Below are 11,976 nucleotides of genomic sequence, written 5' to 3'. Positions count from 1 at the left end.
GGGTAGACTGGTTTAACAAGAAGCGTTTGCATAGCACGATTGGTTATGTGTCACCTTTTGAGTTTGAAAAGCGGTATCATGATAATTTAATCCTGTCAGGTATTGCTGCCTGACTCAAGTAAATCACTCTCCGATATACTCGGGGCGGTTCAATACGGAACCAACTCATAGCTCGTACTACGCCCTGAAGCCTCAGATTTTTTCAGCATGCCCTTCTCTACTAAATTATTGATATCCCGTAGTGCTGTATCTATGGAACACTTAGTCATAGTTAGCTTGCCATAAAAATCAGTTAGTAAAGTATTCAGCATAGTCACTTGCCTAGTGTTCAGAGCATGCTGTCGATGTGTCTGCCAAAAATTTGATTTATTAATAATTTTATTGGTGGTCGTTTGAGCCGCAATCAATGCCTGCTCTTAGCGGTTGTAAGAACCAGACTAGCCAATCAGTGATATCTTTACCACCTTTTTGCGTTCGCTCTAGCATTTTGTAGTAGTCATTGCGCTGCTTCAGAGTCTGCGCTGATATACTGTAAAAGCGCTGAGCGCTATCATCTCTTTGCGCCAGTACTCTCTGTAATTGCATGGGTCAACCGCTTTGATGACGACATCTAGCTCAGCTGGCAACCTATCCGCACTCGGGGCAACAAAATAAACCTGCTCACAACCATAACTATCAAAAACTACTTGCATAGGTCCTTAACTGTCATCACGTATGCTGCTCGCTTTAATACGATGAAGTCCACTATATCCGTTCGGAAATAATGCTCTATGCCATCTAAGTAAATCGTCCAGCGCTAATGGTTGTTGATAATGATAGGTAGCATTTAACATCATCTCCATCCCTGCATTAATCTCATGAGTAGCAGTTGGTATACCTTAGTCATCTAACTCTAAATGCCACGCAATTGAGGAACGTACTGGCTCAGTATTTAATGCCTCACCTTCTATCTCAGAGGCTTCAACGATTTTTAAAGTACGACATCCAATTGCGCTCCAACGTTAAGATCAAGCCCTAGTGTTAGTAATTTTCCAATCAAACGGTCTTGTAACATCGGCACACACCTGACCAATGGCAGCAGTTTTTTATCTGACCACTGCCACTCAATAAAAACAATACAGTGATGTACTGACAGCGATATTCAAGAGGCACCGATTCTCATCCAAATAGTCACGCCTGTGTAGGCAATGATTTTTGATGATGCAAGGCATACAAGTGCAGTTAGCAACCAAGGCAAGTAGTGATATAATGCCCCTATTATCAATATTTTATGAAAGGTTTACATTATGGCTCGTACAGCTAGCGCATTGCATATTTTAGTAAAACACAAAGAGCAGGCTGAAGACATTATTGCCAAGCTTAAAAAAGGCGCCAAGTTTGATGTACTGGCTAAAAAACACTCAACCTGCCCATCAGGTAAAAAAGGCGGCAGCTTAGGTGAGTTTGAAAAAGGCGACATGGTACCGCCATTTGACAAAGTCTGCTTCAGCGGCGAACTCTTCACCCCACATTTAGTGAAAACCAAATTTGGCTGGCACGTGGTTAAAGTGCTTTATAGGACGTAAGCACTAGCGCCGGAGCTCTAAATGGTAGCTGACTGAAAGATATCTTAAACATTGTCCTGACTCATATATGATCTAAAACAACTTACAATCTAATGTCAGTGTCATAGCTAACAACATAAGAGGCTATCCTAGATTATTTTACTTATCTAGGATAGCCCCGCTAACTATCATCTAAGATATTATGGACAGAGTAGAGGCCGAAAACACTGCCAAATGGCAATGCCCAATTACGAATTGAATATGAATTTACATCAATTTCATACCGATATATATATAGTCAGTCCAATATGAAAAAGATACAGCAGGACTGAGATGCTTAGTTTTTAATGTTGGTTTTGCAGCCTCTGTCTGCGCAGGCACAGCAAGCCAAAAAAATTGATATCAGCAGTGCCGTAGCGTTTTTAGGGTGTTTTGACTATAAGCAAAAATTAGTATGGTAAATAGCAAATTTAGCCATCATAAAAGTATGATTCTCTCTAATAGAAAAACCTTGGCTCTCTACTTATTTAAGATTGACCGCTCTCACAACATTCCTGAAGTCATGATGCAAACCATTGATTTAGATCAATTCGATGGCGATAGAGTGCCTTTAAAGATGGTCACCAAATTAACCATATCGCATCGCCATTGTTCTCACGGTATAGAGTTATACCGAAATATATTAGGGGTCTGTGCTGAAATCTTTAGAACTACAGATAGCCTGCGACGTATAAGCATCACAACTTAACGCCTACAATTCAGCCTTAGTAAAGTATTGAAGTGTGGGTACGAAGTCCCCTAGTACGTCAGCAGCATCTTATGACACTTTTATATTCTGAACGGCTTGATTGAAAACTGATAATGATAGCGCTGGTTAAGGTAAGTTTTTTCAGATTAAGCATGAGTGATCCTGTTTATCATTGTGATATCCTTATCAAGTATGCTATCTATTAACATCTCAAATCTAACAAGATTATTGCAGGCGTCAGTAGATGCATTCGAGTCATTGATTACGCCCACTATGTCAATTCGGGTCATGTTAGGGCGCGCCCTCAATGAAGATGTAAAAAATCAATGAGCCCAAGGTGGCTAATCTTACCAAACGACATCAAATGGCAGGGCAATAGAAATTTACATCGCATTTTAGAACGCAGATGGTACTTATGCTTTATTTACTGAGTCAATGGCGTTAGAAATTACTCAAAAACGCTAGAAAACACCGCCAACAAGTGGATAATGATAGGTCGAATCTTCTCAATTCCAGTTTATACGCTCATAAAAACCAAATATGGTCAGTCCTCTATAAATCAGATACGGTGTCAGGCTCGCTTAGTCTACTATTTGTAGTACTTTCCCTTGCCTTCCTTGTATCCAAACTATATTAAACCGACTATGGTTAACGAGCGTTCAGTGAACTGGAGTCATTATCAGTTAGTAGAATAAAAGGATTTAACATGCGACTGTCATCATTCATGCAAAAAATGCACAAACGCAACCCTAAACTGGGCAAAGTCGCCTCGCTTGCAACGGCAACAGGGGTGCTTGCTGGTAATAGCTTAATCGTTGCGCTACCCGTATGGCTGATGGGTGCTACCAAAGTCGTGACCGGTGCAGCGATCGCTGATGACACGATGATCAAAGTGACCAATTATTGGATAAACAGCAATAACGCTTTAATCGATAATATCCTACCGGAGAAAGACTGGCGTATCAGCCTACCTGATGACGTCAATATGCAAGGCAAGTACCTACTGATGAGTAATCATCAATCATGGGTAGATACCAGTATCGTGCAATATATTAGTGAAAATCGCTTACCATTAACGCGCTTTTTCACCAAGTTTGAGCTGATATATATTCCTGTTATTGGTCAAGCTTTTTACTTTTTAGACTTTCCTATGATGCGTCGGCACTCTAAAGAAGCGATTGCTAAAAACCCAGCCTTACAAGGTAAAGATATTGAGGAAGCAAAACGCGCGTGCGCCCTCCTCAAAGACAAACCCTTTACCCTATTGAACTATTTAGAAGGGACGCGCTTTACCCAAGACAAGCATGACAAACAGCAGTCACCTTATAAGCACCTGCTCAAGCCGCGCGCAGGTGGTCTCTCATTGGCGATCAATGCGTTGGGTAAAGAGATGGATGGCATCTTAGATATGACCATCGTTTATCCTGACGGGGTGCCGACGTATAGTGATCTGTGGAAGGGTAACATTAAGCGTTTGGGTGTCGACGTGCGACATGTCGAGATACCTGATGCGCTTTTTGATGCGGTCAAAAACGGTGGTTATGAGAATGATGAGGCCATCAAGGCGCAAATGTTTGCTTGGATAGAGGAAATATGGCATCAAAAAGATCAGCGTATTAGCGCTATGCTGGCTGAATTTGATAGCCATCCTGACGTCTAAAGCAATCAATAGAAAATGCCATAAATAAGGCTTATATATTTTGATACTTTGACCCCCACATTAAAAAATTGAGTGGGGTGTCAAAAAGCATGCTTGGTGGTTAGAGCATGACTATAGTTAGGTCAATACAAGACAGAGAAAGAGACAGCGCAGAGAATATCAGGATATTAGCTAGCAGTTTGGCAAGATTTAGCCGTTTTTAACCCACTTAGTCGCTTTCGTTTAGATTGAGTACACGCCCTAACTCATCAAGGTATTTAAATATGAAACGTGCCAATCAATTACAGCCATTATCTCGCCAGCATCACCTTGGTCTCAACTTGTCTCGTCATGCGAAAGAATGCACTGACACGGCTACAGAGATTGCCAAGCACTGGCATAATCTCACCGCTTATATCGACGATATGCATTATCATTTTCAGACTGAAGATCATTTTCAGATTGAAGACAACTTAATTGCTAATGCGTTAGAGCCTTATCGCGCATCTCAACCTGAAGTAGCATCGGTATTAGCGGCGCTTGCTGGTCAGCATAAACACTTGCAGACCCTGATAGATGCGGGACAAAAAATGGCGAGTCAATCTCTAACGAGAGAACAAATAAGAGAGCTTGGCACGTTACTATACGACCATATTCGTTTTGAGGAGCGCGAACTATATCATATTGTAGAGAAGTATCTAACAGAGGATGAACTGGATGCTATTTATCAAGCAAGCCCAGACAGTATTAAGCGCTCAGATGAGAACCGCTAGAAATTAGAGTATGTTAAAAATGCTGTTTGCGTCGCTTCTATCGGTGTTAATTGAGCATCAGCGTTGATTTAGCTTATTAACAGTGGCAATCAAGGCGACCATGATGATACCAATGATAATAAGAATGCCGGACATCATATGTGCGGCTTCATAATTCAGAGCCTCCACTTGCTCATAGATAGCAATCGAGACGACCTTGGTCTCACCTGAGATACTCCCACCTATCATCAATACCACTCCAAACTCGCCAATAGTATGGGCAAAACTAATTAAGCTGCCAAGAATGATACCAACGCGCGCTTGTGGCAATGCCACTTTCATAAAGCGCCTCAGACGACTTGGCTCCAATAAATGCGCCACTTCGATGACGCTGGGTGGAATGCGTAAAAACTGAGCGTAGACAGGCTGAATATAAAAGGGCAACGAGTAAATAATAGAGCCGATGACAAGCCCTTCAAAGGTAAAGATGAATGGGCTAATATCATGCTCAGCGAGCCATCTACCGATACCAACATTGGGGCTTAATAGCAGTAATAAATAAAAGCCAATCACGGTAGGTGGTAATACCAATGGCAACGCGATAACGCCCATTAGTAAGACTTTAAAACGACTAAGTACTCGGCCACGGCTGGGCTTGGCGAGCCAATAAGCGACAGGCGTGGCAAACAGTAATAGGCACAAGGTGGTAACACTAGCGAGCTTAATGCTCACCCACAATGGACTGAGCATGTCTGCCATAAGAGATTGGGCTATCATAACGTCATTGCTCTTTCTTGGTCGTTGCTAGCCGTTACTGATCGTAACAAGTAATATAGTCAAAATATCTTAAAAACGCGACGCTATTGCTGATATCAGTTTTTTGTAACCTCTGTCTGCGCAGGCACAGCAAGCAAGGAAAATTAATATCAGCAGTGCATGATGTATCGATATTACTTTTCATTGACTATATCATTCACAAAAATTAGAGTAGCAAGGAAGAAGAGTACAAGTACTACGCATTGTAGGCTAAGCCATTTTGACACAGCTAATCGTATTTTTGGGTTTGGTATAAGGATAATGCTTGGTTATTTAACCATTAAATAGCCCGCTTTCGAGAAATAGTGTTGTCCTACTTTCGAGCGTAAATAATCTGTAAAATCTGTGGCAATGAGTGCATCACTAATGACGATACCATCTTGCAAAATCGCTGGATAAGAGGCTGGCGCTAACGTGATGAATTGTTCGGGTTTGGCTTTGATAGCGATGATTTGTGACTGTGCAACAAAGCCATAATCCACACTACCCGTATGTGCGTATTGAAATGCTTGGCCGATATTTTCTGCTTGTATCAGGCGTTTTTGCTTATTTAAAGTGTTATATAAATTTTGCGACTGTAGATAGGTTTGTGCCGATGCGCCATAAGGGGCAAGCTCAGGATTAGCGATGGCTATTTTGCTATTAGCGTCATTTATGAGTAAATCACTCAGCGTTGCTGGCTCAAGCCCATGCAACGACTTAGTGACGCTATATAGTGCCAACTGGCCTTGCGTATAAGTAAATGATGTATAGCTCTCATTGTTTTTAGCGTTATCTACGACTCTTTCAGCCGCCAATTTGGCAGGGAATTCTTGGTTGGCAGATAAAAATATGTCGTAAGGTGCCCCTGCTTTTATTTGCGCGTACAACTTGCCTGACGAGGCATAAGTGACGTCAATATCCTGTGCCGCTAAGTTTTTATCTGTTTGATAACCGTCAATAATTTGAGGCAACACATCCGATAAATTGGCAGCAGCAGCAATACGCAGGGTTTGATTTTGCTCAGGTGTCTGGCTAGCAGAATCCGTGTCAACCGTATTTTCTGATGTACAAGCGCTTAACGCTACTAGTAAAAATGCAAAGATAGGTGTCACTGCCATCAACTTAGCCATTACTAACCATCCTCATTCTTAACCGTTATTGCTAAGCCACTTCGAAACATCATTGTCGTAATACTCTTGTTTCCACACCGGAATGTCTGCCTTAATCGTATCTAGTATCCAGCGGCAAGCATCAAAAGCGGGATAACGATGGGCAGAAACCACACCCACCCAGACAGCGACATCCCCTATCTCTAAAGCACCAATACGATGGATGGCAATAGCATGAGTGATTTCAAAACGCTTTTTGGCTTCTTCGATGATAGCGCGACCTTGATTCAGTGCCAAGTCTTCATAGCCATAATAGGTTAAGCGTTCAACGCTGGCGGCATTATTGTGATTGCGTACTCTGCCCTCAAAGCAGACAAAAGCACCGCAGCTATCATCATCTAGGGTGTTTTTAAGTCGGTTTTCATCAATCGCCACATCCAATAACGCAAAGCCATCACGCTCAGCGATTAGGTAGGCTTCGTCGATGCTACGCTTGATAGTCATTGAGTGGCTATGGACGTTATCTGTCATGTGATATCTCTATTTGCTGTCTTTTTAAATAGGAAGCGGTCTACTAAAATTTAACCACCCGCGACTGGCGTGATAAATACCACACTGTCACCATCATGGATCTGGTCTGTCCATTTAGCAAAGTAATCATTTACCGCCACGCGTAGCTCTGCCTGCGGGCGACTAAAGCGATGCTTTTGACTGAGTTGTTCATACAGCTCAGTCAACGAGGTCGATTGCTCAACGCTGACCGCTTCCTCTTGGCAGTTGGCTTCATCCGCTAAGCTGGCGAAATATAGCACGTTGATAGTCATCGTTGCGTCCGTGTTTGGTGCTACGTCAATAGTACTCATAAAAACCTTCCATTTTGTGCAATCTGTCGAGCTTTATACTTATATTATTGCTAATCGTTAGAAAAAAATTTCATCAATCTAAGCCTGATTTTAAGCATGACGATAGTCTGATTTGCCGCCTGTTTTTGTCACCAAATGAATATTATCGATGACAATATCATGCGATAGTGCTTTGGTCATATCATAGATCGTCAGACAAGCAATACTAACGGCGGTTAATGCTTCCATCTCGACCCCAGTTTTATGCGTGACTTTGACAGTGCCACTGACGGTAATGGCATGCAGCGCATCATCATAAGCAAAGGCTAGACCAATCTTGTCTAGCGGTAATGGATGACACAATGGAATCAAATCGTGCGTGCGCTTGGCAGCCATTATACCGGCGATATGCGCCGTCTGAGTAATACTACCCTTTTTGGTCATACCATCAGCAGCTTTGATTTGAGCATAAATATCGCTTGGAAAATTCACTTGTCCAACCGCGTTGGCTTCTCGCGTCGTTGCCGTCTTGCCACTGACATCGACCATAATAATATCGCCGTTGCCGTCTAAATGCGATAAGCTAGATTGTCTGCTTTCCTGACTGTTGCTATTCATTGCTAATTTCTCTTGATAATGTCTCTTGATAATTTTTTATAAATCGCTTAACGCTGCGCAGGCACGTTGGAAATCTTCAGGGGTATTAAAGTTGGTCAAATGCTGCCAATTTTCTGTCAAAGGCACAGCTTGCGTAAGAGGCTTAATAAATGACATGACACGGCGTTGACCGCTATCAATATAAGCCTTCAAATCAGCCTCAATACTTAATTGATAGAGTCCCAATAATGGATATAGATGGCTATCATCGGTTAGACAAATCACTTCTTTCTCCGCCACTTGACTAATCACTGGTTGTAATTTTTGCCACAAATCAGTTGCAGGTATTAAGCTATCGCAGCTAATAACGAGTAACCATGAGGAGCCGGATTTTTGGTTTGGCGTTGTATCAGTGAGCTTGGCTAATGTCTGCAAAGCTGATTCAATAGCAACCAAAGCCCCGCCATTATCGCTCTGCTCGTCATCATTGACAGGATTATAATCAGTAATATGCATAATTGGAGATTGTGGATTACCAAGACTTAAATCTAAATCAACCGTAAGACCGCGCTCATTGTCCGCAATCATAATCGGTATATTGAAATCAGCGGCATTTAAATCAGCCGCTTTTAGTTCAAGAGCATGACGCACATGATAGTCTAATAGCCGCTCACCTGTCGGTAGGATGAGTTCCGCTTTGGGCGTGCCCATACGTTTGGACGCGCCACCCGCTAAGATGACTACGCATGCCAAACTATTTAGATGTGGTGCAGGGTTCGCCATCATTGAATATCAGTCATGGCTAGGGTTTTGTGCCAAAAAGTGCGGCACAAAATTGCACGGACGAGTACGGCTATCAAACTGCTCTTTTAAGATATTTTCCCAGCCAGTACGACACGCGCCTGATGAGCCGGGTAAGCAAAATATACCCGTGCCATTTGCCATGCCAGCAACCGCTCGTGATTGTACCGTAGACATGCCGATTTCATCTTTTGAGATGAGACGAAACATTTCACCAAAGCCATCGATCGACTTATCAAACAACACCTTAACAGCCTCTGGCATGCTATCTCTGATAAAAAATCCCGTACCACCTGTCGTAATCACTGCATGAACTTTTGGATCTGCAATCCAGCCACTGATAACCGCTCTTATCTGATAGATATCATCAGAGATCAGCTGCCGATCTGCCAAGTGATGCCCTGCTTCGGTTAAGCTGTCTGCCAAGTATTGTCCTGAGGTATCTTCTGCGATTGTGCGACTGTCAGAGACGGTTAATACGGCAATATTGAGCGGTGTAAATGCTGCAGCGGGTTTGCTCATAGAGTTTCCTAGAGAAAGTGATGTTAATGTTTAAAAAAGCGTAACGTGCTTATTAATTTAACCGCCAATGATTGACAGGTTGTGCATAATGCCACTATTGGCATCATGCAAATGATGGTGCTCAGGTTTAATCGGCATAAAGCTATGTAGATCATTGACTAAACCCTGCACATCATTGTTCTGTAAATGCTGACGAATATCATAGTTGCCTTGATCGAATAAGCACAGATGCACTTTGCCTTGGCTGCTCACCCGCAGGCGATTACAGGTATCACAGAAATGCGCTGCATAAGGGGCAATCATACCAATGCGCCCCAGATAATCAGGATGGCTGTACTCTACTGCAGGACCATCGCTACTGCCACGCTCATGTGGCTGCCAACCATGCTCTAATAAATAATCGGTGATAATATCGGACTGGGCATGCTGGGCAAAAAACAGATCGCTATTGTCACTGGTCTGCATGAACTCAATAAATCGATAAGTCACTTGTCTATCTTTGACGTAATCAATGGCATCTATCAGATTTTCAAAGGCAGTCTCTGCCATCAACACACTATTAATTTTGAGCTTAATATCCGTAGTTTGCAGCAACGTATCCATGTCAGCAAGTAGTTGTGGCAAGCTATCAAAGCCTGTCATCTTATGAAAGGTAGCGGCATCAAAACTGTCCATGCTGATATTAAGCTGGTCGAGTCCAGCCGCTTGCCAACTGGCTAAATGCTTACCCAGCTTATAACCATTACTGGTCATCGCCACCGTTTCAATGCCATCAGTTTGTTTAATGGTTTCAATAATCTCGACGACATCACGGCGGATAGAGGGCTCACCGCCAGTGATTCTAACTTTTTTGGTGCCGACTTGAGCAAAGCCGCGTATCAGTGTGGCAATCTCAGGGACGCTGAGCTCATCATCAGGGCGTTTGCCTTGATAGCCGCTCGGCAAACAGTATTCACAGCGAAAATTACAGAAGTCGGTAATAGACAAACGCAGATAAGTGAGACGTCGAGCAAAACCATCAGTTAACGGTTGAGAGTGCTCAATATCTTGCTCGGTAGGTGCTGCTACAGACGGGGCTTGATATTTATCAAAAGCCTCGGTGGCTGTTGATGTAGACACATTAGGCGAATACAATTGTGCATGGCCTATCTTGACACTGCCTATCTTGACTTTGTCATCACTCATATTTTCCTACCATCAGTAGTGCTTGTGAGCAGCATTACTTTATTATTCGTGTTTGGCCTACCATTGTATGATTTATTTTCAGTTTTTTTGTATTCATCTTATAGAGATTTAGAAAACTGTCACTACGCATGTAGCCAAGGGAACGGCTGCACAATGACGCTATCACCTGATGCCACATTACCACTGTCTTTATCTAAAACAACAAAGCAATTCGCTCGGCTAAGCTGTTTGATTCTATGTGATTGCTGACCTGAGAAGCACTCAACTTGATAACTGCCAGCATCGTTTTGTGTGAGAACGCCGCGCTGAAAGTCCTTACGACCGGCTGATTTTCTGATATCGTTTGTGAGCGTTGCTTTGACACTCAGTTGCATAGGTCGCTCTGCTAGATCAGCGCCTGACATTTGCCACAATGCTGGTATCACAAACTGTAGTGCCCCAACGACCGTCGATAATGGATTGCCCGGCAGACCAAAATATAACACGGGTTTAGCTGTATCTTTATTTAATTCACCAAACACAAACGGCTTACCCGGCTTCATCGCGACTTTATAGTGGTTAATCTGACCCAGCTGTTCAATCACGGTGGTCAAAAAATCATAATCACCAACCGAGACGCCAGCCGTGGATATCAGGACATCGCAGTCTTGCATCGCTTTGTGGACAGCGGCAGTCGTCTGCTCTAGATTATCAGGGATAATGCCGTAATCACGAATGGTCATCGGCAGATCAGCCAGCATGGTTTTGAGTGTCGGCGTATTGGAATTATATATTTGCGCCAAGCTTGTCAGCTCATTGCCAATAGCAACCAGCTCATCACCAGTTGCTAACAAGCCTACGATCAACGGCTGAAATACCTTGACTTGGCTGACTCCCAAATTAGCCAATAAGCTAATATCAGTAGCATTAAGGCGTTTACCTACCTTCAAAACGGCCTCGCCCGATTCGATTTCTTCACCTTGTTTGCGAATATTGCTATCGATCTGAGCCGTTTGCGACAGCGTCACCGTGTAAGGTTTTGATTTGTCGATTGAGTCTCTAATAGTGGCAAAGTTAGTATTCTCTTGCATGATGACCGTGTCACAGCTATCTGGAACGACAGCGCCAGTAAAGATACGCACACCTTGTCCTGCTGTTAAGTCACCAGTATAAGCACTGCCCGCTTGTGATTCGCCAATGATTTGAATGATGCTGGTATCTGATATATCGCTGCCATGAGCAATGGCATAACCATCCATCGCTGATAGATTCTGCCTTGGTATATCGAATGTTGCGGTGATATCTTGCGCCAGTATTTGATTACGACTGTCTAGCAGCTCACAGGTGTTGAGCACCCTTGTTGGTAGTGGAAAGTCATTATTATTATAAGTATCTACGCGCAGCTTTATCGCTGTCTGTAACGCTTCCATCGTAATCATAAGAGCACACTCTATTTGTCG

At 43.0% G+C, this 11,976-nt stretch carries 15 protein-coding genes; 4 read left to right on the top strand and 11 right to left on the bottom strand.

Annotated features, from left to right (window positions below):
* Window positions 1-113, top strand: a 113-nt coding sequence (locus AAEY72_RS09515; protein WP_352310333.1) for an IS3 family transposase, incomplete at its 5' end; no start/stop codon positions are given.
* A gap of 265 nt (window positions 114-378) precedes the next feature.
* Here the strand turns inward: AAEY72_RS09515 and AAEY72_RS09510 are convergent.
* Complete coding sequence (locus AAEY72_RS09510) at window positions 379-585, bottom strand: hypothetical protein (RefSeq protein ID WP_352310325.1); 207 nt, start codon at window positions 583-585, stop codon at window positions 379-381.
* Between the two features lie 293 nt (window positions 586-878).
* On the bottom strand, window positions 879-950 hold the full coding sequence (locus AAEY72_RS09505; protein ID WP_352310332.1) for a hypothetical protein: 72 nt from the start codon (window positions 948-950) through the stop codon (window positions 879-881).
* A 336-nt stretch (window positions 951-1,286) separates the two neighbouring features.
* Between AAEY72_RS09505 and AAEY72_RS09500 the strand changes: the two genes are divergently transcribed.
* The 3 genes from AAEY72_RS09500 to AAEY72_RS09490 all read left to right on the top strand — a co-directional run bounded on the left by AAEY72_RS09500 (window position 1,287) and on the right by AAEY72_RS09490 (window position 4,704).
* A complete protein-coding gene (locus AAEY72_RS09500) occupies window positions 1,287-1,565 on the top strand; it encodes a peptidylprolyl isomerase (protein ID WP_010199082.1) in 279 nt (92 codons plus the stop codon).
* A gap of 1,433 nt (window positions 1,566-2,998) precedes the next feature.
* Window positions 2,999-3,952 (top strand): 1-acylglycerol-3-phosphate O-acyltransferase, YihG family, encoded by a 954-nt coding sequence (gene yihG / locus AAEY72_RS09495; RefSeq protein ID WP_352310324.1) that lies wholly within the window; start codon window positions 2,999-3,001, stop codon window positions 3,950-3,952.
* Window positions 3,953-4,215: 263 nt separating this feature from the next.
* Window positions 4,216-4,704, top strand: a complete 489-nt coding sequence (locus AAEY72_RS09490; protein WP_352310323.1) for a hemerythrin domain-containing protein — start codon at window positions 4,216-4,218, stop codon at window positions 4,702-4,704.
* Between the two features lie 57 nt (window positions 4,705-4,761).
* On the opposite strand, the gene modB is transcribed toward AAEY72_RS09490, so the two are convergent.
* The 9 genes from modB to AAEY72_RS09445 all read right to left on the bottom strand — a co-directional run bounded on the left by modB (window position 4,762) and on the right by AAEY72_RS09445 (window position 11,955).
* A complete protein-coding gene (gene modB / locus AAEY72_RS09485; protein ID WP_352310322.1) occupies window positions 4,762-5,460 on the bottom strand; it encodes a molybdate ABC transporter permease subunit in 699 nt (232 codons plus the stop codon).
* 308 nt (window positions 5,461-5,768) lie between these two features.
* A complete protein-coding gene (modA, locus tag AAEY72_RS09480; protein ID WP_352310321.1) occupies window positions 5,769-6,611 on the bottom strand; it encodes a molybdate ABC transporter substrate-binding protein in 843 nt (280 codons plus the stop codon).
* 18 nt (window positions 6,612-6,629) lie between these two features.
* A complete protein-coding gene (locus tag AAEY72_RS09475; RefSeq protein WP_210541308.1) occupies window positions 6,630-7,121 on the bottom strand; it encodes a molybdenum cofactor biosynthesis protein MoaE in 492 nt (163 codons plus the stop codon).
* Between the two features lie 50 nt (window positions 7,122-7,171).
* On the bottom strand, window positions 7,172-7,453 hold the full coding sequence (locus tag AAEY72_RS09470) for a MoaD/ThiS family protein (RefSeq protein ID WP_352310320.1): 282 nt from the start codon (window positions 7,451-7,453) through the stop codon (window positions 7,172-7,174).
* Between the two features lie 90 nt (window positions 7,454-7,543).
* Window positions 7,544-8,050, bottom strand: a complete 507-nt coding sequence (gene moaC, locus AAEY72_RS09465; protein ID WP_352310319.1) for a cyclic pyranopterin monophosphate synthase MoaC — start codon at window positions 8,048-8,050, stop codon at window positions 7,544-7,546.
* 36 nt (window positions 8,051-8,086) lie between these two features.
* Entirely contained in the window at window positions 8,087-8,815 is a 729-nt protein-coding gene (mobA, locus tag AAEY72_RS09460; protein ID WP_352310318.1) for a molybdenum cofactor guanylyltransferase, read from the bottom strand.
* Between the two features lie 6 nt (window positions 8,816-8,821).
* Complete coding sequence (gene moaB / locus AAEY72_RS09455; protein WP_210541312.1) at window positions 8,822-9,352, bottom strand: molybdenum cofactor biosynthesis protein B; 531 nt, start codon at window positions 9,350-9,352, stop codon at window positions 8,822-8,824.
* Between the two features lie 57 nt (window positions 9,353-9,409).
* Window positions 9,410-10,501, bottom strand: coding sequence for a GTP 3',8-cyclase MoaA (gene moaA, locus AAEY72_RS09450; protein WP_502945363.1), 1,092 nt, complete (start codon window positions 10,499-10,501; stop codon window positions 9,410-9,412).
* 158 nt (window positions 10,502-10,659) lie between these two features.
* A complete protein-coding gene (locus AAEY72_RS09445; RefSeq protein WP_352310316.1) occupies window positions 10,660-11,955 on the bottom strand; it encodes a molybdopterin molybdotransferase MoeA in 1,296 nt (431 codons plus the stop codon).
* Between the last annotated feature and the right edge of the window lie 21 nt (window positions 11,956-11,976).

The organism is Psychrobacter sp. W2-37-MNA-CIBAN-0211 (assembly GCF_040309405.1).
Taxonomy (GTDB): domain Bacteria; phylum Pseudomonadota; class Gammaproteobacteria; order Pseudomonadales; family Moraxellaceae; genus Psychrobacter; species Psychrobacter glaciei.
Note: the sequence above shows the minus strand (reverse complement) of the source record. Positions and strands in the feature narration are given on the sequence as shown.

Excerpts from the sequence above, each read along its gene's own strand:
- AAEY72_RS09510 (WP_352310325.1), bottom strand. The coding sequence starts at position 585 with ATGCAATTACAGAGAGTACTGGCGCAAAGAGATGATAGCGCTCAGCGC.
- AAEY72_RS09500 (WP_010199082.1), top strand. The coding sequence starts at position 1,287 with ATGGCTCGTACAGCTAGCGCATTGCATATTTTAGTAAAACACAAAGAG.
- yihG (WP_352310324.1), top strand. The coding sequence starts at position 2,999 with ATGCGACTGTCATCATTCATGCAAAAAATGCACAAACGCAACCCTAAA.
- AAEY72_RS09490 (WP_352310323.1), top strand. The coding sequence starts at position 4,216 with ATGAAACGTGCCAATCAATTACAGCCATTATCTCGCCAGCATCACCTT.
- modB (WP_352310322.1), bottom strand. The coding sequence starts at position 5,460 with ATGATAGCCCAATCTCTTATGGCAGACATGCTCAGTCCATTGTGGGTG.
- modA (WP_352310321.1), bottom strand. The coding sequence starts at position 6,611 with ATGGCTAAGTTGATGGCAGTGACACCTATCTTTGCATTTTTACTAGTA.
- AAEY72_RS09475 (WP_210541308.1), bottom strand. The coding sequence starts at position 7,121 with ATGACAGATAACGTCCATAGCCACTCAATGACTATCAAGCGTAGCATC.
- AAEY72_RS09470 (WP_352310320.1), bottom strand. The coding sequence starts at position 7,453 with ATGAGTACTATTGACGTAGCACCAAACACGGACGCAACGATGACTATC.
- moaC (WP_352310319.1), bottom strand. The coding sequence starts at position 8,050 with ATGAATAGCAACAGTCAGGAAAGCAGACAATCTAGCTTATCGCATTTA.
- mobA (WP_352310318.1), bottom strand. The coding sequence starts at position 8,815 with ATGATGGCGAACCCTGCACCACATCTAAATAGTTTGGCATGCGTAGTC.
- moaB (WP_210541312.1), bottom strand. The coding sequence starts at position 9,352 with ATGAGCAAACCCGCTGCAGCATTTACACCGCTCAATATTGCCGTATTA.
- AAEY72_RS09445 (WP_352310316.1), bottom strand. The coding sequence starts at position 11,955 with ATGATTACGATGGAAGCGTTACAGACAGCGATAAAGCTGCGCGTAGAT.